We start from the raw sequence: 22,353 nt of genomic DNA on the forward strand, positions 1-22,353 counted from the left end.
AAGGCGGGGCACAATGCGCGCCCTCAGTTCGAACAAACGTTAGACATAATGAACGAGGGCATTGCCAGGAGCGCTATTCATGAATTCCGTTGTCATCGCAGGGTATGCGCGATCGCCGTTTCAGCTCGCGCGCAAGGGGCAGTTCGTCAGGACGCGCCCTGACGATATCGCGGCCCAGGTCGTGCGTGGGCTGGTGGAGCGCACGGGGATCGCGCCCGAGGATATCGAGGACCTGATCCTCGGCTGCGCCTTTCCCGAGGGGGAACAGGGTTTCAATCTCGGCCGGATCGTGGCGCTGCTGAGCGACCTGCCGCTTTCGGTCGGCGGGGTGACGGTCAACCGTTTCTGCGGGTCTTCGATGCAGTCGGTCCATATGGCCGCCGGGGCGATCCGCATGGGGGCCGGGGAGGCCTTTATCTGCGCGGGTGTCGAGAGCATGACGCGCATCCCGATGGGTGGGTTCAACCCGTTGCCCAATCCGGCGCTCTACAAGAAGCGGCCGGGCGCCTACATGGACATGGGCATCACCGCCGAGAATGTCGCGCGGAAATACGAGATCGGCCGCGACCAGCAGGAACGCTTTGCGCTGCGCAGCCAGATCCGGGCCCGGGACGCCATCACGGCGGGGCGGCTGGAGGCCGAGATCGTACCGGTCCAGACCCGCGACGGGGTCGTTTCCACCGATGGGTGCCCGCGTCCGGAGACGACCGCCGAGGGGTTGGCCGGGCTGAAGCCTGCCTTCGACGCGGCCGAGGGGACGGTGACGGCCGGGACCTCCTCGCCGCTGACGGACGGGGCGGCGGCGGTGCTGGTCTGTTCGGAAGCGTATGCCGACCGCAAGGGGCTGCCGAAGCTGGCGCGCATCCGCGCGATTGCCATTTCCGGCTGCGAGCCGGAGGTGATGGGGCTGGGGCCGATCCTGTCGTCGCGCAAGGCGATGGAGCGGGCAGGGATCACGATCGATGATGTGGGGGTCGTGGAGCTGAACGAGGCCTTTGCCTCGCAATCGATCGCCTGTGCCCGCGAACTGGGTGTGCGCGACGAGACGCTGAACATCGATGGCGGCGCGATCGCGCTGGGCCATCCGCTGGGTGCCACGGGCGCGCGGATCGTCGGCAAGGCGGCGCAGCTTCTGGGGCGTGAGGGCGCGCGCTACGCGCTGGCCACGCAATGCATCGGCGGTGGGCAGGGCATCGCCACGGTCCTGGAGCGCATCTGATGAGCGAGCATGTTACATCTGGCGGGACGGGCGGCGCGCCGCCGGCCTTCTCGCGCGTCTGCGTGATCGGCTCCGGCGTGATGGGGGCGGGGATCGCCGCCCAGATCGCCAATGCCGGGGTGCCGGTGCTGCTGCTGGACCGCAAGGCGGACGGGGCGGACCCGAATGCGCTGGCCAACGATGCGATCGCCAGGGCGCTGAGGACCGATCCGGCGCCCTTCATGGACCCGGCGGCGGCGAAGCTGATCACGACCGGCAATATCGACGACGACCTGGCCCGGGTAGCCGATTGCGACTGGGTGGTCGAGGTGATCATCGAGCGGCTCGACCTCAAACAGGCGCTCTATCGCCGCCTTGACGCGGTGCGGCGGCCCGGGACACCGGTATCGTCGAATACCTCGACCATTCCGCTGGCGCGGCTGGTGGAGGGACTGCCGGAGCGTTTCGCGCGCGATTTCCTGATTACGCATTTCTTCAACCCGCCGCGCTACATGCGGCTGCTGGAGATCGTGGCGGGGCCGGCGACCGATGCGGCGCATGTCGCGGCGGTTGCGGATTTCTGCGACCGGTGGCTGGGCAAGACCGTGGTGCGGGCCAAGGATACGGCGGGCTTCATCGCCAACCGCATCGGCACCTTCTGGATGCAGGCGGCGGCGCGCGTGGCGCTGGACCATGGGCTGACGGTGGAACAGGTCGATACGATCATCGGTCGGCCGTTCGGCATCCCCAAGACCGGCGTGTTCGGGTTGCTGGACCTGGTGGGCATCGACCTGATGCCGCATATCTCGGCCAGCATGAAATCGCTGCTGGCGGCCGGGGACCGGTACCATGCCTTTGCCGACGACCTGCCGCTGGTCGGGAAGATGATCGAGGGGGGCTATACCGGCCGCAAGGGCAAGGGGGGCTTCTATCGCATCAACAAGGCGGGTGGCGGGAAGGTCAAGGAATCGATCGATCTGGTGACCGGCGAATATGCGGTGTCCGAACGGTTCTCGCTGCCGGCGGGGGCGGGGGATGCCGCGGGGTTGCTGGGCGCCGATGACCGGTTCGGGGCCTATGCGCGCAAGGTGATGGGCGAGACGCTGGCCTATGCGGCCTCGCTGGTGCCCGAGATTTCGGACGATATCGTCGGCGTCGACAAGGCGATGGAGCTGGGATTCAACTGGAAGAAGGGGCCCTTTGCGCTGATCGACCAGATCGGGGCAGCGAAGCTGGCCGCGTTGCTGCGCCAGGAGGGGATCGCGGTGCCGGCCCTGGTCGAGGCGGTCGGGGACGGGCGGTTCTATCAGGTTCGTGACGGCATGACGCAGGCTTTCGGCGTGGATGGGGCCTGGCATCCGGCGGGGCGGCCTGAAGGGGTCATCCTGCTGGACGATTTCCGCAAGCGCGGCAAGCCGGTGCTGTCGAGCCGGTCGGGGGCGCTGTGGGATATCGGCGACGGGGTGGCGTGCTTCGAGATCACGACGAAGATGAACACGTTCGACGAGAGCGTGATGGCGATCCTGGAGAAATCGCTTGCCCACGTCGGGGAGCATTTCAAGGCGCTGGTGCTCTATTCGGACGCGGCCCATTTTTCGGCCGGGGCCAATCTGGGCCTGGCGGCCTTTGCGGCCAACATGGCGGCGTGGGGCGAGATCGGGAGGCTCGTCTCGCGTGGGCAGGAAGTCTACAAGGCGATGAAATATGCGCCGTTCCCGGTCGTGGCCGCGCCGGCCGGCATGGCGCTGGGCGGCGGGTGCGAGATCGTGCTGCATGCCGATGCCATCCAGGCCCATGCCGAAACCTATATCGGGCTGGTCGAGTGCGGCGTGGGGCTGATCCCCGGCTGGGGCGGTTGCGGCGAGATGCTGGACCGGCTGCGGGCCGACCCGCGTACCGCGAAGGGGCCGATGCCGCCGACGCGCGAGGTGTTCGAGATGATCGCCACCGCGCGGGTCTCGAAATCGGCGGCCGAGGCGCGGCGGATGCATATCCTGCGCGATCGCGACGGCATCACCATGAATCGCGACCGGCTGCTGGCCGATGCGAAGGAGCTGGCGCTGTCGCTGGTCGATGGCTACCAGCCGCCGCCGAGGCCGGAATTCCGTCTGGCGGGGGCGGGCGGGAAGCTGGCGCTCGACATGGCGGTGGACGGCATGGCGCGGCAGGGGATCGCGACACCTCATGACGTGACGGTGGCGGGGAAGCTGTCCGGCATCCTGACGGGCGGCGCGCATGACAGCACGGAGATCGTGACCGAGGCGGAGATGCTCGGGCTGGAACGCACGGCATTTGCCGAGCTGGTCCGGAGCATTCCGACATTGGACCGGATCGAGCACATGCTCGAAACCGGCAAGCCCCTCAGAAACTGACGCAAGGGGAACCAGAGAGATGCAAACCTATACACCACCCCTGCGCGACATGAAGTTCGTGCTGACCGAGCTGCATGATTTCTCGCGGCTGACGACGCTGGACGCGTTTTCCGAAGTCGATGCCGACCTGGCGGAGACGGTGCTGGAAGAGGGAGGGAAATTTACCTCCGAGGTGCTGCTGCCGCTGAACGTGCCGGGCGACCGGGAAGGCTGCCGGCTGGAGAATGGCGTCGTCACCACGCCCAAGGGCTTCCGCGATGCCTATCGCCAGTTCTGCGAGGGCGGCTGGTCGGCGCTGTCGGCGCCGCCGGAATTCGGCGGGCAGGGGCTGCCCGAGACCATCGGCATGATGCTGTCGGAGATGATCTGCGCCACCAACCTGTCCTTCGGCCTGTATCCGGGCCTGACAGGCGGCGCGATGGTGGCACTGCGCAAATATGGCTCGGACGAGCTGAAGGCGCTGTACCTGCCGAAGATGATCAGCGGCGAGTGGTCGGGCAGCATGTGCCTGACCGAGGCGCATTGCGGCACCGATCTGGGCCTGCTGCGCACGAAGGCGGTGCCGCAGGAGGACGGGACGTACCGGCTGAGCGGGGCGAAGATCTTTATCTCGGCCGGGGAGCACGATCTTTCGGAGAACATCATCCACCTGGTGCTGGCGCGGCTGCCGGATGCCCCGGCCGGGATCAAGGGGATCAGCCTGTTCCTGGTGCCGAAATTCCTGCTGCGCGCGGATGGTACGCCGGGGGAGCGCAACGGCGTGCTGTGCACCGGCATCGAGCACAAGATGGGCATCAAGGCCTCGGCGACCTGCCAGCTGGCCTTCGACGATGCGAAAGGCTGGCTGGTCGGTGCCCCGCACAAGGGGATGCAGGCGATGTTCGCCATGATGAATGCCGAGCGGCTGGGCGTGGGCATCCAGGGGCTGGGGATCGCCGAAGTGTCGTACCAGAGCGCCGTGGCCTATGCGAAGGAGCGGTTGCAGGGGCGGTCGCTGGCGGGCGCCAAATATCCCGCGCTGCCGGCTGACCCGATCGTCGTGCATCCGGACGTGCGGCGGATGCTCATGACCATGCGCGTCAATGCCGAGGGGTGCCGGGCGCTGGGGGCCTGGGTGGCGATGACGCTGGACGTGGCCGAGCATGCCGCCGACGAGCGCCAGCGCCGCGATGCCGAGGATTTCGTGGCGCTGATGACGCCGGTGGTGAAGGCGCTGTTTACCGACCTGGGGTTTGAATCGGCCAATCTTGCCGTCCAGACCTATGGCGGGCATGGCTATATCGCCGATCATGGGGTCGAGCAGTTTGTGCGGGATTCGCGGATTGCGATGATCTACGAGGGCACGAACGGGATCCAGGCGCTCGACCTGGTGGGGCGCAAGCTGCCGCCGCATATGGGGCGCAACCTGCGCGGGCTGTTTCACCCCATCGCGGCGTTTATCGCGGAGAACAAGGAAAACCCGCTGCTGGGCGAGATGGTCACCGGGTTGGAACGTGCCTTCGGCGCGTTGCAGCTTGCGACCGGGCAGATCGCCGAGCGCGGCATGAAGGACCCGGAGGAGGCCGGTGCCGCCGCCACGGATTACCTGCGGCTGATCGGGCTGGTCTCGCTGGCCTATCTGTGGGCGCGGACGGTTGCGGTGGCCGTGCCCAAATCCTTCGCCGCCGGGCCGGACCAGGCGTTCTATGGGGCGAAGATCGCGTCTGCCCGTTTCTTCTACGATCGTGTTCTTCCGGAATCGGCGTCGCTTTATCTGAAAATCAAGGCGGGCAAGGCGTCGATGATGGCGCTGGCCGACGACGCATTCTGACGGGAGGGCCGTCCTGCTCCGGCATCGGAGCGGGGCGACGCCCCGTGCCGGGTTCGTCTGCTTTCTGGGAAACAATGTGATGGTCCATCTGTCTGACAATCCGCCGGCGGGCGTGCGGCCGGCGGGGTTTCGACCGCTGCCCCTGCTCAATGAAAGTGGTTTCGATGCGGTCATCGGCGGATTTGACGTGGCCGAGGCGGACGGGCGGCTGCTGGCCGGCTTTGCCGTGCAGCCCCGCCACTGCAATCATGCCGGGACGTGCCACGGGGGCATGATCGCCACCGTCTTCGACGGTTATATGGCCATGGCGGCGATGTTCGAGAACGATCTGCAGGTTCCGATCCTGCCCACGATGTCGCTGGTCGTCGATTTCCTAGCGCCCGGCGTGCCGGATGACTGGATCGCGTTCAGTGCCGATGTGCTGCGCGTGACCCGGAGTGCCGTCTTCGTCCAAGGGCTGGCGCGCGTGAAGGGCAAGCCGATCGCGCGGGCGAGCGGCGTGTACAAGCGGCCGGCGCCGGACCCCGAACTGCGGCTGGATACCGGAAAGCTGCTGCGGGCCTTCATGCGGGACTGACGCGATCCGGGGTGTGCCCGGCAATTCCGATCGCGGATATCCGGGTTGCGCTTGTGGGTGGCGTTTATCGGGCGTTTTTATGTTTCACATTCATCACACCCCCCTCGATGTCGCATTCAAGGCTGCGCCGGCGCGCGTCTGTGGCGGGACGGGATGGGGGCTCGGGATACCGCATGTGGCGGTGCCCGACATGATCGGGAGGATTGCCTTATGTCTGGATTGCGCAGATCGTCATTCGGTATCGGCCTGGCCCTGGCGGCCGGATTGGTGGTTGCATCGTCCGCCGGACATGCGGATACGAAGATCGGGGGCGCCGTCTTTCCCGATGACCTGAAGATCGGCAATACGTCCCTGAAGCTCAATGGCGTGGGCGTCCGGGTCTTTTATCATCTGGTCGAGGGCTATGCGACCGGCCTGTATGTCGTCTCGCCCGGGCATGACGGCAAGGCGCTGGTGGAAGGGCCCAATCCGAAGGTCATCTACACCGAATTCCTCCGCGATGCCTCCCTGGATCGGGTGAAGGACGAGTATGATTCGATTCATGCCCATTATTGCAAGCTCTATGGGTGTGACGCGCGGAACGAGGCCTCCTTCGCCGCTTTCACTGCCCATCTGGCGCCGGCGAAGAAGGGGGAGGCCCAGCTCCTTCTCGTCACGGACCAGGGGGTCAGCATGCAGCGGAACGGTGTCGTGGTGGTGTCGATCGACGATCCGGGATTTGGGAAGGGGCTTGTGCAGTCGCTGCTGAGCGCGGCGGCGCCGACGGATGGATTTCGGGATGGGCTGCTTGGGAATGTGAACTGAGGGGCACAGAGTCTCGTCTTTTTCCTTACGAGAAAGAAAAAAGACTTTTATTCGATCAGGGATATTGTGGGTGGCGGGTGCCTGGCTTCCGGATGAATGGGATTCCCTTCATGGTGATTTCATGTCTCCGGGGTGCCGGTTCGGTGTCCTGGCCTTGACCGGGGCGGCGGCTCGGCTGCGGGTTTTGGCCGATGTGGGCGCGGCGCGCCTGTCGGCTTCCGCTTCGGCCTGGTGTTTAAAGATTGTGAAGATCTGATATGCGATCTGATCATGCGACATGCGGCCGCTGCGGTACCAGTCGCTCGCGGTGTTGAGGACGCGCAGCAGCAGGATACGGTAGATATCACGATCGATCGTTGCCGGAAGCGGCAGGTCGTCGATGATGTTGCGGAAGATCGCCTCGAATTCATCACGCTTCTTGATCAGCGCGCTGCGCACGTCCGGCGGTGCCGAGATGATGCTGTTCATCAGCGGAAGGGTGATGGATGTCAGGCTGAGCTGGATATCCAGCAATTCGGTGCATGCGGCTTCGAGCCTGGCCCAGGGAGCGGTATGGGGCGCGATGGCCGAGAAGATCCGGCTGGCCGCGGCATCGAGCGCGCGGTTGTGGATTTCTACGAAGAGGGATTCCTTCGACTGGATATGATAATAAAGCGATCCGGCCATCATGCCGACAGCGTCGGCGATCTGGCGGATCGAGGTGGCCTTGTAGCCGCGCTCGGAGAAAAGCTGGGCGGCGACCTCGAGGATCTCCTGCCGCCGTTCGGCCTGCGCCCCGGTTTCGTCGCCATTCGGACTGGCGGGGGCCGTGCGCATGGCGGAGAGAACGGCCCCCTTGGCCTGTGTCCGGGTTTTTCTTTTCGGCGTGCGGGATGACGTCATTCCTGGTCGGTTCCGGACTCTGGTTGTCTCTGGCCTGTCGGCCCTGCTTGCGGAAGCCTACAGGATTTGAGGGGATATTTGTCATTTTCCGTTGGCCTTATAAGGATTTGTGCCCTCAACCATCCGTGATGGAAGGGTGTGCGTTTGCGCCTCGACGGGGGGATGGATCGTGGAGTAGTTAAAGGCTAACAAATGTTAGAATTTCGGGTGTGGCTGCCGGTGGCAGGCGCATGACGGGAAGGGAGGGGGCCGTGTCCATGCCGGTATCGTTTCGGGGGAGGCTGGCATTGCCGGCCATCGTCGCGCCGATGTTCCTTGTCTCGACGGTCGAGCTTGTCCTGGCCTGTTGCCGGGCCGGAGTGGTGGGGTCGATTCCCTCGCTGAATGCACGACCGGCATCGGTTCTGGAGGAATGGCTGGAGCGGCTGACATCGTCCCTGACCGAAGGGGACGCGCCGTTTGCCGTGAATCTGATCGTCCATCGCAGCAATGCCAGGCTGGAGGAGGATCTGGCGCTGGTGGTCCGGTACAAGGTGCCCATTGTCATTACGTCGCTGGGCGCGCGGCCCGAGGTGAATGATGCGGTGCATGCCTATGGCGGTATTGTCCTTCATGACGTGACCACCAATGATTTCGCGCGCAAGGCGGTGGCCCGTGGGGCCGACGGGTTGATCGCGGTTGCCGCCGGGGCGGGGGGGCATGCGGGAACGCAATCGCCCTTTGCGCTGGTGCAGGAAATCCGGTCTTGGTTCGATGGGCCGCTCGCGCTCTCGGGTGCCATCGCGAACGGCCGCGCGATCGCCGCCGCCCGGGCGCTCGGGGCCGATCTGGCCTATATCGGATCGGCGTTCATTGCGACGGAGGAAGCGGCGGCCGATCCGCGCTACAAGAAGATGATCGTGGAATCATCTGCCGGCGACATCGTCTATTCCAATCTGTTTACCGGCGTGCACGGCAATTATCTGGCCCCCAGCATTCGCGCGGCCGGTCTGGATCCCGATGACCTTGCCTTGTCCGATCCTTCGCGGATGGATGTGGCGAGTTTCTCCGGTGGAGGGACGAAGGCGTGGCGGGATATCTGGGGAGCGGGGCAGGGGATCGGCGCCGTCGATGCCGTTGTGCCGGCGGCGATTCTGATCGCCCGGTTGCGGCGGGAATATCGGGATGCGCTTGCCCTTCTGGCGGAAGAAAGCCGGCTGTTGGAGGGAGGCGATCCGAATGTTCGCGGATAGGATGGACGAATTTCGGCGTGAAGCCTGTTTCATCTTGGTTGGCGGGGCGTTGTTCCGTCTGCGTCCGGCCCAGGGGTGTGACGTTGGAAAGTTTTCCGGTTCTCTTTTTTCCGGAGAGAACGGAGCCATATTGTGATCGATATTGTCTGAAAGGTGCCTGATATGTCGTTTTCCATCAACTCGACCGTTCGCGAGATTCTGGCCGATGAGCAGGCCAAGGGGGTGGTCGAGGGCGTTCTGCCCGGTTTTTCGAAACATCCGCAGATCGGGATGGCGAAGGGCCTGTCCCTGAAGACGTTGGCGAAATTTTCGGGGGGCGTGATGACGGACGAGGTGCTGGAGAAGATCGATACGGGTTTGAAAGCCTTGTAGAGGCTGGTATCCGATCCTGTGGGCGCTGACCGCCCGAAAGGATCGGGTTATCGTGACATCTCCGGTGATTGTCTGGTTTCGCCATGATTTTCGTCTGGCGGACAATGCGGCGCTGACGGCGGCGGTGGAAACCGGGGCGCCGGTGCTGTGCATCCATATTCTGGAGGGAGCGGCTGACCAGGTTGCGGCGCGCTGGTGGCTGGGGCGGGCACTGGAGCTGTTCGATGCGGCCCTGCGGCAGCGTGGCGGGGGACTGCATGTCTTCGATGGGCCCGCGATGCAGGTTCTGCCGGCGCTGGTTGCCGCAACCGGGGCGCGGGCGGTGTTCTGGAACCGGCGCTACGATCCCGAGGGGCGGGAGACCGATACGCGGCTGAAGGCCCTGCTGAAGGCGGGGGGAACGCCGGTGCAGAGCTTTTCCGGCGCGCTGCTGCATGAGCCGTGGACGGTCCGGACCCGGACCGGGCAGCCCTATCACGTCTTTGGCGCCTATTGGCGCGCGGCCTGCCAGATGGGGCATGAACGGTCGCCGTTGCCGGCTCCGCGGACGATTGCGTTTGCCGCGCCGGATCCGGGCTGCCTGCCGCCGATGGTGGATGCCGGCGCCATTGGGCGGGAGATGCGGGCGACCGGCTGGACGGACGGGCTGGAGGCGGCCTGGCGGCCTGACGAGGAATCGGCACAGGCGGCGCTGGCGCGGTTTCTGGACGGGCCGCTGGAGGAATACGCGCGGGATCGGGATTTCCCGGCGCGGCCGGCGACTTCCTGCCTCTCGCCTTTCCTGCGCTGGGGGCATGTCACGCCCGCGCAGATCCGGGAGGCAGCTGTGGCGCGGCCTCCATCGGGTGGTCTGGCGAAATTCATGGCGGAGCTGGGCTGGCGGGAGTTTGCGTGGTCGGTGCTGTTCACGCGTCCTGAGCTGGCTTCGCGCAATCTGCGTCCGGAATTCGACGCCATGCCGTGGCGCCGCGATCGGGACGGGTTGCAGGCGTGGGCGCGTGGGCGGACCGGCTACCCGCTGGTGGATGCCGGCATGCGCCAGTTATGGCGGACGGGGTGGATGCATAACCGCGTGCGCATGGTGGCGGCCTCGTTCCTGGTGAAGCATCTGTTGATCGACTGGCGGGAGGGGGAGCGCTGGTTCGCGCGCACGCTGGTCGATTACGACCCGGCCAGCAACGGTATGAACTGGCAATGGGTCGCGGGGACAGGCGTGGAGGCCGCGCCCTTTTTCCGGATGATGAATCCGCTGATCCAGTCGCGCAAATTCGACCCGTCCGGCGCCTATATCCGCGCCTGGGTGCCGGAGCTGGCGGGGCTGGCGGATGGGCAGATCCATACGCCGTGGCTGGCCGGGGGGGCTGCGGGCTATCCGGCGCCGATCGTGGGGCATGAGGCGGCGCGAGAACGGGCCTTGTCCGCGTGGCGTGGGTTGCGCGGGCCCGTGGAAGAGGAAGAGTAGGGCCGTTGGCGGGTTCTTAGGCTGCGCCCTCTGCCAGGCGGCGGCGGGCGAGGCGGCAGGCTGCCAGATCCCACGCCGCGCAGCCGACCGATTTGAAGAGGACCGGCATGTCGGGGGGCGGAGGGGTGTCGATCGCCGTGGCCAGCGGGTGGACGGTCTGCCAGTCCACGCCGGCCTGGATCAGGTCGCCGGCTTCGGAGGGTGCGCCGATCGGGTCGTCGACGAAGAGGCGGCTGTTCAGGACCAGGTTCGGGCCGATCTCGATCATTTCCGGTCGGTAGGCGCCGACGCCGATGACCAGGCGGCCGGGGCGTGGGGCGGCGTCATAGACGATCTGGTGGCTGCTGGTAGTGGTGATGATTATGTCGGCGGCCTCGGCGTCGCCGGGGGCTTCGGGGCGGACATGGTGGCCTGTCGGGTCCAGCGCGGTGCACAGGGCGGCTACCGCAGCCGGTTTGCGGCCGCGGATGCGGATGGTGGCCTCGGGGTGGAGGGCCCGCAGGGCGTGGACATGGCCCTTGGCCTGCGTGCCGGCACCGATGACCAGGACGTGGCGCGGTGCGGTGCGATGGAGCAGGCGGATGGCCAGCATCGACATCGCGGCGGTGCGGCGCCCTGTGGTTTCGGGCCCGTCGAGGGTGAAGAGGAAGGCGCCGTCGCGGGCGTCGCAGCACGTGACCTGGCCCTGGATCACGGGCAGCGCGCGGTTGCCGTGAAAGATCGTGATCAGCTTGGTTGCCATGATGTCGGGGGCGACGGACGGCATGCAGAGCAGGTGGCCGCCGGCATCCGCCGTGTCGATGACCATCCGTTCCGGGGAAAGGATATCGCCGGCGGCGTAATCCCGCACGACATCGCGCAGGATATCGACCAGTTCGGGGAACGGAAGGAGGTCGGCGGTCTGCCCGGCCGTGAAGATCTGCATCGGAGCCCCTGGATCGGTTCGGGATAAAAACGTATCTCGCCGTTCCGGCAGTGGCAATGTCGGTTTCCGCGTGTCCGGTCAGGCGCCTAGTGGCAGCCGCTGTCGCCGGGGCCGCATTTGGTGCAGGCGCCGCAGCCGGTGGGGCGTTTTTGCCCCTGTCGGGCGCGTTGCGTGGCCCGGTCGCGCAGGGCGCGGGGGGCGTGGACCACGCGCAGCATGTCGGCGCTGGTGCGCCAGAACATGCCCTGGCTGGCGGGCACCAGCCGGCGCACCCAGTAGAGCGCTGAGGCGGTGACGATGGCGACGATGACGATGGTTTCGATCATGGACTGCCCCCCCAACCGAGAAGAAGCGAGATGTGCCAGGTGATGAAGGCGGCGCCGTAGGCCATGGCGAACAGGTAGCCTGCCGTTATGCCGACCATGCGCCAGGACCCGGTCTCACGCCGGATCACCGCCAGGGTGGAAAAACATTGTGGCGCGAAGATGTACCATGTCAGCAGCGACAGGGCCGTGCCGAGGCTCCAGTGTGCCGAGAGCAGCGGCAGGAGCTGGCTGGCGGCGTCGCTGTCGGCGGCGCCCAGGGAATAGACGGTGGCCAGGGCGCTGACCGCGACCTCGCGCGCTGCCAGGCCGGGGATCAGGCTGACGCAGATCTGCCAGTTGAAGCCGATCGGGGCCATGACATAGAGCATCCAGTGCCCGATCCGGCCGGCCAGGCTCCATTCGATCGCGGGGCCGACGGCGCCGGCCGGCGGGGCGGGGAAGCTGGCGAGCGCCCAGAGCAGCACGCTGACCGTGACGATGATCGAGCCCACGCGGGACAGGAAGATCACGGCCCGCTGCTTCAACCCCAGCGCGAGGTCGCGCGGATTGGGCAGCCGGTAGGCCGGCAGTTCCAGCAGCAGGGGATGTTCCTCCTGCCTGTCGCGGTTCTTCAGCACCCGTGCCACCACGAGCGCGCTGAGGATGCCGGCCATGTAGAGCGCGAACAGTACCAGCCCGTGCAGGTTGAACAGGCCGGCGACCCGGCGTTCGGGGACGAAGGCCGCGATCAGCAGCGTATAGACCGGCAGCCGGGCGGAGCATGTCATGAGCGGGGCGATCAGGATCGTGATCATCCGGTCGCGCGGGTTCTGGATCGTGCGGGTGGCCATGATGCCCGGCACCGCGCAGGCGAAGCTGGACAGAAGGGGGATGAACGACCGGCCGCTCAGCCCTGCCGTGGCCATGATCCGGTCCAGCAGGAAGGCGGCGCGGGGCAGGTAGCCCGATTCCTCCAGCGCCAGGATCCACAGGAACAGGATCAGGATCTGCGGCAGGAACACCACCACGCTGCCCGCGCCGGCGATGACGCCATCGACGATCAGGCTGCGCAGGGCGCCGTCGGGCAGCACGGCGCCGACCGCCTGGCCCAGCGCCGCCGTGCCGGCATCCAGCAGGTCCATCACCGGCTGGGCCCAGGAGAAGACCGCCTGGAACATGACGAACATCAGGGCGAACAGGATCACCATCCCCCAGACGGGGTGGAGGAACCAGCGGTCCAGACGTTCTTCCAGCGCCAGGCCCAGCCGCGAGGGGCGGGTGACGCAGTCGGCCAGGATGCGCCGGGCCTCGGCATGGAAATCGCTGCCCGGGGGCAGGGCGGCCGGCGGCGGCGGGGGCGGCAGGTCGAGGGCTTGCAGGAGTTGCTGGCCGCCGTCGCGGCGGATGCCGACCGCCGTGACCACGGGGGCGCCGAATTCGGCGGACAGGCGCGGCACGTCGATGGCGATGCCCTGGCGCTTCGCCGCGTCGATCATGTTCAGCACGAGGATCATCGGCCGGCCCATCTGCCGGACTTCGAGCGCGAAGCGCAGGTGCAGGCGCAGGTTGGTGGCGTCCACCACGCAGACCAGCAGTTCCGGCGCCGGTTCGCCGCGATAGGTGCCGGCGCAGACGTCGCGGGTCACGGCTTCGTCGGGGCTGGTGGCGACCAGGCTGTAGGCGCCCGGCAGGTCGAGCAGGCGCACCGCCAGCCCGTTGGGGGTGGTCAGCCGCCCGACCTTGCGTTCGACCGTGACGCCGGCATAGTTCGCCACCTTCTGCCGGCTGCCGGTCAGGAGGTTGAACAGGGCCGTCTTGCCGCAGTTCGGATTGCCGACCAGGGCGGCGTTGAGTACGCTCATGCCACGGGCCCGGGGGTCAGGCCGCGTCGCGCAGCAGGACGCGCGCCGCTTCCGCGCGGCGCAGGGCGAAACGGGTGAAGCCGATGCCGACCGCGATCGGGTCCGCGCCGATCGGCCCCACGGCGACGATGCGGATGGGTTCGCCCGGCACGAAACCCAGGGCGCGCAGCCGCTCGGCCACCGGGTCGCCGGCCGTGTGGTCTTCCACATGGTCGATGATGGCGCTGCCCCCCAGTTTCAGTTCGTTCAGTCGCATCCCGGATCCGTTTCGGCACTTCAGGTTCAGTTGAGAATAATACTTAATATTTAAGCGTGCCGATGTCCATTGTGCCGGCTGCATTCCACCCGCTCGGGGCCGCATGGGGGGCCATGCGGCGACCGTGAGATCGGGAAGCAGGAGGGGGGAAAGGTCACGGGAACGGCTTATGAAACAGCCTGTTGCCTCGCAGAGCGTGACCGGAAATGGGGGCTGGTGAGCGAGAGCAGCCCGAAGGGCTGCGCCCGTCGTGTGTTTCCGGGCATCGGAGCGGAGCGGCCTTGATGGCCGTGAGCACCGAAGCACAGGAAATGCGCGCCGGATCGCCACCCGCGCGCATTCCCGGCCACGCTCTCAGATGGGGGGGCGGAGGTGGAGGGTGATGCGCATGGCTTCGGCCGAGAGGCGGGCGCCGCTGGCGGTGGCGGCCGTGAGATCGATATCCACCTGGTGGTTGTTTTCCATCAGCTTGCTGCCCAGGCCCTTGCCCATCGTCGCCTCGGCCTGCACCGCCCAGTAGGTGCCGTCGAAATCCTGCAGGCGGGCGAGGTTGCGGACGGTGCCGTGGCCCTGGATGTGCGAATAGCCGACGCTGCCCAGCCCACCGCCGGAAATCGTGAAGTCGTAGGAGCGGCCGGCATAGACCAGTTGCCCGGTGCCCCAGGTGTAGCCCGCGCCGACTCCGATCTCCTTCATCATGAAGGTGACGTGCCCGGTCGTCATGGCTGCCGGGTCGGGCGTTGCGCAAACCGCCGCATGGAGGCCCAGGGCGTAGAGAGACAGTCCGGCGGACAGGATTTTCTTCACGCTGCATCCTCCTCGACAGGGTGCGTGCCGGTCGGCGGCTCCTCACTCAAGACCGATCTCACGGATTTTACAATGTGCCTGATGCATCCTTGGGCCGGCGGGCTGTCGCATTGCCTGGGCCACATCATATAGCATGTTGCATATTTCTGGTGTCTGGCCCTAGGCTGGGGCCGCAGGCGGTCCGTAATCCCGTTTCCGGCGGAGGGCGTTCCCATCGATGTCTGATCGTTCTTCCGGCGCGGATGCGTCCATCGGCATGAAAGAGGATGGCGGCAGGGGGCGTGCGGGATCGGCACCCGGCCTGGCCGATATCAGCGGCTCGATCCGGATTCCGGCGGGGGCTGCCGGGTGGCGGCGGCTGCTGGCGTTCCTTGGGCCGGGCTACATGGTTTCGGTCGGCTATATGGACCCCGGCAACTGGGCAACCGACCTCGCCGGCGGTTCGGCGTTCGGCTACACGCTGCTGTCGGTCGTCATGCTGTCCAACCTGATGGCCATCCTGTTGCAGGCTTTGTCGGCGCGGCTGGGGATCGCTACCGGCCGCGACCTGGCGCAGGCCTGTCGGGACCGGTTTGCGCCGTGGGTGGCCGTGGTGCTGTGGGTGGCGTGCGAGGCCGCGATCATTGCCTGCGACCTGGCCGAGGTTATCGGCACCGCCATCGCGCTGCAATTGCTGTTCGGTATTCCCTTGTTGCCCGGCGCGGTGATCACGGCGCTGGACGCGGCGGTGGTGCTGATGCTGGTGAATCGGGGGTTCCGCGTGCTGGAGGCCTTCGTGATCGGGCTGCTGAGCGTGATCGCGGTGTGTTTCGCGATCCAGATCGTGGCCGCCGCCCCGCCCGTGGCGGCGGTGCTGCGAGGGCTGGTGCCCCGGCCGGCGATCCTGACCGACCCCGGGATGCTGTATGTTGCCATCGGCATCATCGGGGCGACGGTGATGCCGCATAATCTGTACCTGCATTCCTCGATCGTGCAGAGCCGGGCCTATGAGCGGTCGGAGGCCGGGCGGCGGGATGCCATCCGCTGGGCCACCTGGGACAGCACGCTGGCACTGATGATGGCGTTTTTCGTCAATGCCGCGATCCTGATCGTGGCCGCTGTCGCCTTTCATGAGAGCGGGCATCGGGACGTGGCCGATATCGGGCAGGCGTGGCGCCTGATCTCGCCCCTGCTGGGGCTGGGGGCGGCCGCGACGCTGTTTGCCGTGGCGCTGCTGGCGGCAGGGATGAATTCGACCGTGACCGGGACCCTGGCCGGGCAGATCGTGATGGAGGGGTTCCTGGATCTGCGCCTGCCGCCCTGGGCGCGGAGGCTGGTCACGCGGGGGCTGGCCATCGTCCCGGTCGTGGTGGTGACGGCGCTGTATGGCGATTCGGGCGTCGACCGGCTGCTGGTGTTCAGCCAGGTGGTGCTGTCGCTGCAATTGCCGTTTGCCGTCACTCCGCTGGTCTGGTTTGTGTCCGACCGGCGGATGATGGGGCCCTTTGCCATTTCCCGCCCGGTTGCCGGCCTGTCCTGGGCGGTGGCGCTGGTTATCCTGGGGCTGAACGGCAAGCTGCTGTGGGATGTGCTGGCGGGCTGACCGCCGGCAGCGCGAACAGGCCGGCGCCGCCCTGTGGGGGCGGGGCGGCGAGGAGATCGGGCACCTGGCCGCGCGCGAGGGCCCAGAGCAGCCGCAGCGGGCCGCCATGGGCGATGACGCCGGCCGGCTGGCCCGCGTGCAGCAGGTTGGTCCAGAAGGACAGGGTGCGCCGGCGCAGGGCGGCGCCGCTCTCGCCGCCTGGGGGTGCGAAATCCTCGGGGTCCGCCGCCCAGCGATCGAGGGCGGTGCGATCGATCTCCGCCCACGGGCGGCCCTCCCAGATGCCGAAATCCAGTTCCGCCAGGCGGGGGTCGATCCGCAATTCCAGGCCGGTCGCGCCGGCCAGCCGTGCGGCGACCATGCGGCAGCGGGCGGCCGGTGCGCTGTGGAGCACGCGGATTGCGGCACCGCGCGCCAGCACCGCCAGCCCGTCGGCATAGGCCTCCCACCCCGGGCGCAGGGCGACGTCCAGCCGGCCGTAACAGGTGCCGGGGGGCATTGCCACGGGCGGGTGACGGGCCAGAAGCAGGGAACGGCTGGCGGCCGGATCGGCGGGAGGGAGGGTCATGTCCGCGATCAATCGGGATCGGGGGCCTGCGATCAAGGGAAAAGAAACAATGCCGCTGGACGGGCTGGTTTCGCGGAAACGTTGCGTGCCCCGGATCGGGGCGTGGGGCGCGCCTGTTCCGGCTGGGGTAAGGGTTTTATTGCTTGAGCGCGTGCGTTTTTCTTGACAGGGAAGGCGCAGATTCTATGAAGGGCGCGATGGTTCCTCGTTAATGAGGATTAAAAGGGAACACAGTGCGGGTCGCGAGGCCCAAGCCTGTGGCTGTCCCCGCAACTGTAGGCGGCATGTTCACGCATCGCCGGGCGTCATGGCCCGGGGCCACTGGGGTTTCGTTCGACCCGGGAAGGCCATGCGGGACGACAACCGCGAGCCAGGAGACCTGCCGTCAGCACTGGTTGCGACCGGGAACCGTCAGGCGGGGTGATCTGGCGGGCGGACAGGGACGTCATCGCGGTATCGGATGACGGATCTTGGCCCGTGCTCTCGTGGCAGCCGCGCATGGTCACGAGAACGGTCCCGATGCACGATTTTCGCTCGCTTCTTTTTTTCTCCACGCTGTTTACTGCTGCCGGCCTGTCGGGCGTGCTGGCGCAGGAGGCGCCCGTTGCATCGGTGGCGCCCGTGCCCGCGAAGGCGCCTGCCGTCCGCCCAGCGACCGCGACGACGCGGCCGGTGGCGCCTGCCGGCAACCATGTCGCGCTGACGCAGAAGGATGCGGGGGAGGCGATTACCGTCAGCGCCGCCCGCCGGCCGGTCAGCGTGGACGATATCGGTTCCAGCGTGACCATCGTCACCGAGCAGCAGATCCAGACCCAGCAGCGCCGCGGCCTGGCGGATATCCTGGTGCGCCAGCCGGGGCTGAATGTTGTGCAGACGGGTGGGTTCGGGGGCACGACCTCGATTTTCATGCGCGGGAACAATGCGAACGAGGTCAAGGTCCGGCTGGACGGCATGGACATCAATGACGGGAGTTCGACCAGCGGCGCGTTCGATGCCGGGCAGTTCGTGACCGATGGCATGGGGCGGATCGAGATCCTGCGCGGGCCGCAGAGCGGCCTGTATGGCGCCGATGCCATGGCGGGCGTGATCGACATCACCACCGCGCAGGGGCAGGGGCGCTTTACGCCGTTCGTCCGGCTCGAGGGCGGGGAATATGGGACCTTCAACCAGGTGCTGGGTGCGCGGGGCAGCAAGGGGCGGTTTCATTACAATATCGAGCTTTCCCATTACCGCATGGATGGATTCAACAATATCCCGTCCTATATCGAGCGGGCCTATGGCGCCGACCGCCAGCAGCGGGAGGAGGGGAACCGCAACGACAACCGGAGCGCCAATATCCGGCTGGGATATGATGTGACGCGGACGTTCGACGTGGGGCTGACGGCGCGGCTGATCCAGTCGAATTATCATTCCTATTCGGTCTATGACCTGCAGAGCGAGAATCTGTATGGCGATTCCGGCGTGCGGGAGCAGAACAACAAGAACCAGGCGATCGTGCGCGGGACGGCGCATCTTGTCTCGTTCAACGGGCTGTTCGACCAAGTGATCGGGCTGGGATACATGACCAACCGCAATCGCTGGACGGAGACGGGCACCAGCTATGGCAGCGCGGTCAACCCCGATCCCGATTATTATCGTTCCGAACGGCTGAAGATCGACTGGCATGGCACTTTCGACCTCAAGCGCTATGGCCAGTTCCTGATCGGTGCCGAACATTTCCACGACAGTTTCAACACCAGCCATACCGCTTCCAGCATGTGGGACAGCGGATATGACAATTCGGCCGGCATGGATACGACGGCGGGATACGGGCAGTATCAGGGGAACTGGAACCGGATCCTCTATGGTGCGGCCAATATCCGTTACGATGCGAATTCGCGCTACGGCAATCATGTGACCTGGCGGGTGGCGCCGGCCATCCACGTGCCGGGCACAGGCACCATCATCAAGGCGAGCGCGGGTTCGGGATTTCATGGGCCTTCGCTGTATCAGCTCTTCGCCAACCAGGTTGGTGTGGGATATTCGGAAAAAGGCAATCCGAACCTGCGGGCGGAGCAGCTGATCGGCTACGATGCCGGGATGGAGCAGAAGCTGCTGCATGATCGCCTGAAATTCGGTGCCACCTGGTATGACAACCGGGTGAGGAATCTGATCCAGTCGTCCCTGGCGATCGATTCTTCGTATAACTACAATTATTCGTACGAGAATGTGGCGAAGGCGCGGATGTATGGCGTGGAGGCCTTTCTGAACTGGAAGGCGCGCAGCGATCTGGAATTCAACCTGAGCTACACCTGGACCCATGCGCGCGACGAGACGGCGCATATGGAATTGCAGCAGCGGCCGCAGCATAAATTCAATTTCAATACGACGTGGACGCCGATCCGGGATCTGACATTCTCGGGCAACATTCTTTATACCAGCGGTTGGCGCGACCTGCCGGTGATCGGCAGCGAGACATGCAGTATCTGTGCCAAGGGGCATGGGTATGTCACGATCGACATCGCGGCCAATTACAAGATCAACCGATTTGTCTCGGTCTATGCCCGCGCGGACAATCTGCTGAACAGGCAATATGAGGAGCCGATCGGATATTTGCAGCCGGGGCGCGGCGGGTATGGCGGCTTTACGCTGTCTTACTGACAGGATGCGCGGGTGGCGGCGCTGCGGGACCGTGCTGCTGGCGGTGGTGCTGGCAGGGGGCGCGCGGGCCGAGCCCCGGCACCGGATCGTTTCGCTTAATCTGTGTACCGACCAGTTGTTGCTGCAACTGGTGCCGGCCCGCGATATCGCGGGCCTGTCGCCGCTGGCGCGGGATTGCGCCTATTCCGTGATGTGCCTCCAGGCGCGGTCGGTGCCTGCCATTCGGCCCTCGGCCGAGGCGGTGGTCGCGGCGCGGCCTGACCTGGTGGTGGGTGGGCGCTATGCCAGCGTGACCGCCCTGCTGGCGGCGCGGCAGGCGGGGATGCCGGTCGAGCTGTTCGACCCTGTCGAGCGGCTGGCGGATGTGCCGGACCAGATCGCAGCGGTGGCGAATGCGGCGGGGGTGCCGGAGCGGGGACGGGCGCTGGTCGACGCCTTCAGGGCGCGTCTGGCGGCCTATCCTGTGTCGGCGGGTGGGAATGGTGCCCCGTCGGCGATGATCTATGCTGCCAACGGGTTCGTCACCCGTGCGGGGTCGCTGGCTGACGACATGCTGGTGCGTGCCGGGTTCCGTAACGCCGCGAACGGGCTGGACGGGCGGCATGCGCTTGGGGTGTCGCTGGAGAGCCTGCTGGCCCGGCCGCCCGACCTGCTGGTCGTGGCGCGCTCGGATGTCGGTATCTCGCTGGCGCAGGCGGTGCTGGACCATCCGGCCTTGCGCGATGCTTTTCCTGCCGCGCACCGTCTATCCCTGCCCGACCGGCTGTGGCTGTGCGGCCTGCCGCAGACGCTCGATACGCTGGACAAGCTGATCGCGGCCCGCAAGGCGCTGGAGACTTCCCGATGATCGATCGTCGCGACTATCCGCTGATCGCCGTGCTGGCGGCGGGCGTGCTGGGGATGCTGGTCCTGTCGCTGGCCTGGGGAGACAGCCCGGTTTCGCTGCCGGCGGCGCTGCGCGACCTGATGGCCGGACGGCATAGCGTGGGGGCGATCATCGTTGGCCAGTTGCGCCTGCCGCGCGCGATCCTCGGGGTTTCGATCGGGGCGGCGCTGGGGCTGTGCGGGGCAGTGATGCAGGGGTATCTGCGCAATCCGCTGGCCGATCCCGGTTTGCTGGGCGTGTCCGGCGGGGCGGCGCTGGGCGCGGTGCTGGTCTTCTATACCGGGTTGGCCGGCCTGTCGGCGGTGCTGCTGCCGGCGGGCGGGCTGGCGGGGGCGCTGCTGGCGGTGCTGCTGCTGCTGGGGCTGGTGGGGCAGGGCGGCACGCTGGTGCTGCTGCTGGCCGGGGCGGCGCTGAGCAGTTTCGCGGCCGCGCTGACGGCGATGGCGATGAACCTGATGCCCAGCCCCTATGCGGCCTATGAGGTGATGCGCTGGGTGATGGGGTCGCTGACCGACCGGACCATGACCGATGTCGGAATCAGCCTGCCCGGTACCGTCGCGGGGTGCCTGCTGATGCTGACGACCGCGCTGGCGCTGGATGCGCTGGCGCTGGGGGACGAGGTGGCCGAGAGCATGGGCTTTCGCCTGCGTGGGCTTTGGGGTGTTCAGACCCGCGTTGTGGTGGGGGCGGCTGTTGCGGTCGGGTCCTGCGTTGCGGTCAGCGGGGCGATCGGTTTTGTGGGGCTGGTGGTGCCGCATCTGCTGCGGCCGCTGACGGGGCACCAGCCTTCGCGCCTGCTGCTGCCTTCCGCGCTGGGGGGGGCGCTGCTGCTGCTGGTTGCCGATGCGGCGGTGCGGCTGCTGTCGGGGGCGACCGAGATCCAGATCGGTGTGCTGACGGCGCTGATCGGGGCGCCTGTCTTCTTCCACCGGGTGATTGCCATGCGGCGGGGCCAGTCATGACCGGGTTGGCTGCGCGTGGGGTGACGCTGTCGCTGGGGGGGCGGAGGGTGCTGCACGAGGCGAGTGTGGGGGTGGCGCCGGGTGAAATCGTGGGGGTGATCGGCCCCAATGGGGCGGGCAAGAGCACGTTGTTGCGCGCGCTGGCTGGCATCCAGCGCCCCGATGCGGGCGTGGTGATGCTGGATGGCCGCGAACTGGCGGGGATGGCGCCGGGTGACCGGGCGCGGCGCCTGTCCTTTCTGCCGCAGGAGGAGATGCCGCCGCCGCCGATGCGGGTCGAGGATCTGGTGGCGTTTGGGCGGCTGCCGCATCGGGCGGCGCGGGACGAGGCGCGGGATCGGGCGGCGGTGGCGCGTGCGCTGGGGGAGACCGGATTGCTGGACCTGCGGGGGCGGCCCGGCAGCCAGTTGTCGGGGGGGGAGCGCGCGCGCCTGCGGCTGGCGCGGGCGCTGGCGGTCGAGGCGCCCTATCTGCTGGCCGACGAGCCGGTGGCGGCACTGGACCCCGCCCATGCGCTGGCGGTGATGGCGTCGTTCGGCCGGCTGGCGGAAGGGGGCAGGGGGGTGGCGGTGGTGCTGCACGACCTGACCCTGGCCGGGCGGTTCTGCCATCGGCTGGTGCTGATGCGGGACGGGCGTGTCGCGGCGCACGGGCGGCCGGCGGAGATCCTGACCGATGCAGCCATGCGTGCGGTCTATGGCGTGACCGTGCGGCGGGTGGGCGATGCGGTCGTGCCCTGGAGCCTGACCGATGGCAGGTCCGAAGAAAAGCAGGTGATTTCGTGAAAAATACGCGAAAGCGATAGTCTCGGCGCGGGTCACCGCGACGTGATGGGATCGTTTTTCGTCCGG

At 67.0% G+C, this 22,353-nt stretch carries 20 protein-coding genes and 1 riboswitch; of the genes, 13 read left to right on the forward strand and 7 right to left on the reverse strand.

The window, feature by feature from the left end; genetic code table 11:
- Positions 1-79: 79 nt before the first annotated feature.
- The 5 genes from HLH27_RS02170 (at position 80) to HLH27_RS02190 (ending at position 6,761) form a co-directional block, all read left to right on the forward strand.
- On the forward strand, positions 80-1,219 hold the full coding sequence (locus HLH27_RS02170) for a thiolase family protein (protein ID WP_182947424.1): 1,140 nt from the start codon (positions 80-82) through the stop codon (positions 1,217-1,219).
- Positions 1,219-3,570 (forward strand): 3-hydroxyacyl-CoA dehydrogenase/enoyl-CoA hydratase family protein, encoded by a 2,352-nt coding sequence (locus HLH27_RS02175; protein ID WP_182947425.1) that lies wholly within the window; start codon positions 1,219-1,221, stop codon positions 3,568-3,570. The genes HLH27_RS02170 and HLH27_RS02175 overlap by 1 nt, the downstream gene beginning before the upstream one ends.
- Before the next feature lie 19 nt (positions 3,571-3,589).
- Entirely contained in the window at positions 3,590-5,380 is a 1,791-nt protein-coding gene (locus tag HLH27_RS02180) for an acyl-CoA dehydrogenase C-terminal domain-containing protein (protein WP_182947426.1), read from the forward strand.
- Between the two features lie 79 nt (positions 5,381-5,459).
- On the forward strand, positions 5,460-5,957 hold the full coding sequence (locus HLH27_RS02185; RefSeq protein WP_182947427.1) for a PaaI family thioesterase: 498 nt from the start codon (positions 5,460-5,462) through the stop codon (positions 5,955-5,957).
- A gap of 210 nt (positions 5,958-6,167) precedes the next feature.
- On the forward strand, positions 6,168-6,761 hold the full coding sequence (locus tag HLH27_RS02190; RefSeq protein WP_182947428.1) for a chalcone isomerase family protein: 594 nt from the start codon (positions 6,168-6,170) through the stop codon (positions 6,759-6,761).
- Positions 6,762-6,869: 108 nt separating this feature from the next.
- Here the strand turns inward: HLH27_RS02190 and HLH27_RS02195 are convergent, their stop codons facing one another.
- Positions 6,870-7,643 carry a TetR/AcrR family transcriptional regulator gene (locus HLH27_RS02195; protein ID WP_246375322.1) on the reverse strand — a complete coding sequence of 258 codons (774 nt, stop codon included), beginning with the start codon at positions 7,641-7,643 and terminating at the stop codon, positions 6,870-6,872.
- A gap of 257 nt (positions 7,644-7,900) precedes the next feature.
- Between HLH27_RS02195 and HLH27_RS02200 the strand changes: the two genes are divergently transcribed.
- The 3 genes from HLH27_RS02200 (at position 7,901) to HLH27_RS02210 (ending at position 10,709) form a co-directional block, all read left to right on the forward strand.
- Positions 7,901-8,875 (forward strand): NAD(P)H-dependent flavin oxidoreductase, encoded by a 975-nt coding sequence (locus tag HLH27_RS02200; protein ID WP_220790225.1) that lies wholly within the window; start codon positions 7,901-7,903, stop codon positions 8,873-8,875.
- A 162-nt stretch (positions 8,876-9,037) separates the two neighbouring features.
- Positions 9,038-9,247, forward strand: coding sequence for a hypothetical protein (locus HLH27_RS02205; RefSeq protein ID WP_182947430.1), 210 nt, complete (start codon positions 9,038-9,040; stop codon positions 9,245-9,247).
- Between the two features lie 49 nt (positions 9,248-9,296).
- On the forward strand, positions 9,297-10,709 hold the full coding sequence (locus HLH27_RS02210) for a cryptochrome/photolyase family protein (protein ID WP_182947523.1): 1,413 nt from the start codon (positions 9,297-9,299) through the stop codon (positions 10,707-10,709).
- A 16-nt stretch (positions 10,710-10,725) separates the two neighbouring features.
- Here HLH27_RS02210 and HLH27_RS02215 read toward each other — a convergent pair whose 3' ends face one another.
- From HLH27_RS02215 to HLH27_RS02235, 5 genes are all read right to left on the reverse strand, one after another.
- Positions 10,726-11,634 carry a delta(1)-pyrroline-2-carboxylate reductase family protein gene (locus HLH27_RS02215; protein ID WP_182947431.1) on the reverse strand — a complete coding sequence of 303 codons (909 nt, stop codon included), beginning with the start codon at positions 11,632-11,634 and terminating at the stop codon, positions 10,726-10,728.
- Positions 11,635-11,720: 86 nt separating this feature from the next.
- Entirely contained in the window at positions 11,721-11,960 is a 240-nt protein-coding gene (locus HLH27_RS02220; protein WP_182947432.1) for a DUF6587 family protein, read from the reverse strand.
- Positions 11,957-13,801: a ferrous iron transport protein B gene (gene feoB, locus HLH27_RS02225; RefSeq protein ID WP_182947433.1), complete on the reverse strand. Its 1,845-nt coding sequence runs from the start codon at positions 13,799-13,801 to the stop codon at positions 11,957-11,959. The genes HLH27_RS02220 and feoB overlap by 4 nt, the downstream gene beginning before the upstream one ends.
- Before the next feature lie 16 nt (positions 13,802-13,817).
- Positions 13,818-14,057: a FeoA family protein gene (locus HLH27_RS02230; protein WP_114726625.1), complete on the reverse strand. Its 240-nt coding sequence runs from the start codon at positions 14,055-14,057 to the stop codon at positions 13,818-13,820.
- A gap of 354 nt (positions 14,058-14,411) precedes the next feature.
- The gene (locus tag HLH27_RS02235; protein ID WP_182947434.1) at positions 14,412-14,864 is read right to left on the reverse strand and encodes a hypothetical protein; all 453 of its coding nucleotides are present in this window, start codon (positions 14,862-14,864) and stop codon (positions 14,412-14,414) included.
- Between the two features lie 256 nt (positions 14,865-15,120).
- Between HLH27_RS02235 and HLH27_RS02240 the strand changes: the two genes are divergently transcribed.
- Positions 15,121-16,446 (forward strand): Nramp family divalent metal transporter, encoded by a 1,326-nt coding sequence (locus HLH27_RS02240; RefSeq protein ID WP_246375377.1) that lies wholly within the window; start codon positions 15,121-15,123, stop codon positions 16,444-16,446.
- On the opposite strand, the gene HLH27_RS02245 is transcribed toward HLH27_RS02240, so the two are convergent.
- On the reverse strand, positions 16,397-17,014 hold the full coding sequence (locus HLH27_RS02245) for a histidine phosphatase family protein (RefSeq protein WP_182947436.1): 618 nt from the start codon (positions 17,012-17,014) through the stop codon (positions 16,397-16,399). The two genes, HLH27_RS02240 and HLH27_RS02245, sit on opposite strands and share 50 nt — an antisense overlap.
- Before the next feature lie 181 nt (positions 17,015-17,195).
- Positions 17,196-17,415, forward strand: a riboswitch (cobalamin riboswitch).
- Positions 17,416-17,512: 97 nt separating this feature from the next.
- Here HLH27_RS02245 and HLH27_RS02250 point away from each other — a divergent pair.
- From HLH27_RS02250 to HLH27_RS02265, 4 genes are read left to right on the forward strand one after another with little or no spacing between them, the layout of a single operon-like run.
- The gene (locus tag HLH27_RS02250) at positions 17,513-19,654 is read left to right on the forward strand and encodes a TonB-dependent receptor plug domain-containing protein (protein WP_408870769.1); all 2,142 of its coding nucleotides are present in this window, start codon (positions 17,513-17,515) and stop codon (positions 19,652-19,654) included.
- Entirely contained in the window at positions 19,629-20,501 is an 873-nt protein-coding gene (locus HLH27_RS02255; protein WP_246375324.1) for an ABC transporter substrate-binding protein, read from the forward strand. The genes HLH27_RS02250 and HLH27_RS02255 overlap by 26 nt, the downstream gene beginning before the upstream one ends.
- On the forward strand, positions 20,498-21,502 hold the full coding sequence (locus tag HLH27_RS02260) for a FecCD family ABC transporter permease (protein WP_182947437.1): 1,005 nt from the start codon (positions 20,498-20,500) through the stop codon (positions 21,500-21,502). Before HLH27_RS02255 ends, HLH27_RS02260 begins: the two co-directional genes overlap by 4 nt.
- Positions 21,499-22,287, forward strand: a complete 789-nt coding sequence (locus HLH27_RS02265; protein WP_182947438.1) for an ABC transporter ATP-binding protein — start codon at positions 21,499-21,501, stop codon at positions 22,285-22,287. The genes HLH27_RS02260 and HLH27_RS02265 overlap by 4 nt, the downstream gene beginning before the upstream one ends.
- Positions 22,288-22,353: the final 66 nt, after the last annotated feature.

Source organism: Gluconacetobacter takamatsuzukensis (assembly GCF_014174275.1).
Classification (GTDB): Bacteria; Pseudomonadota; Alphaproteobacteria; order Acetobacterales; family Acetobacteraceae; genus Gluconacetobacter; species Gluconacetobacter takamatsuzukensis.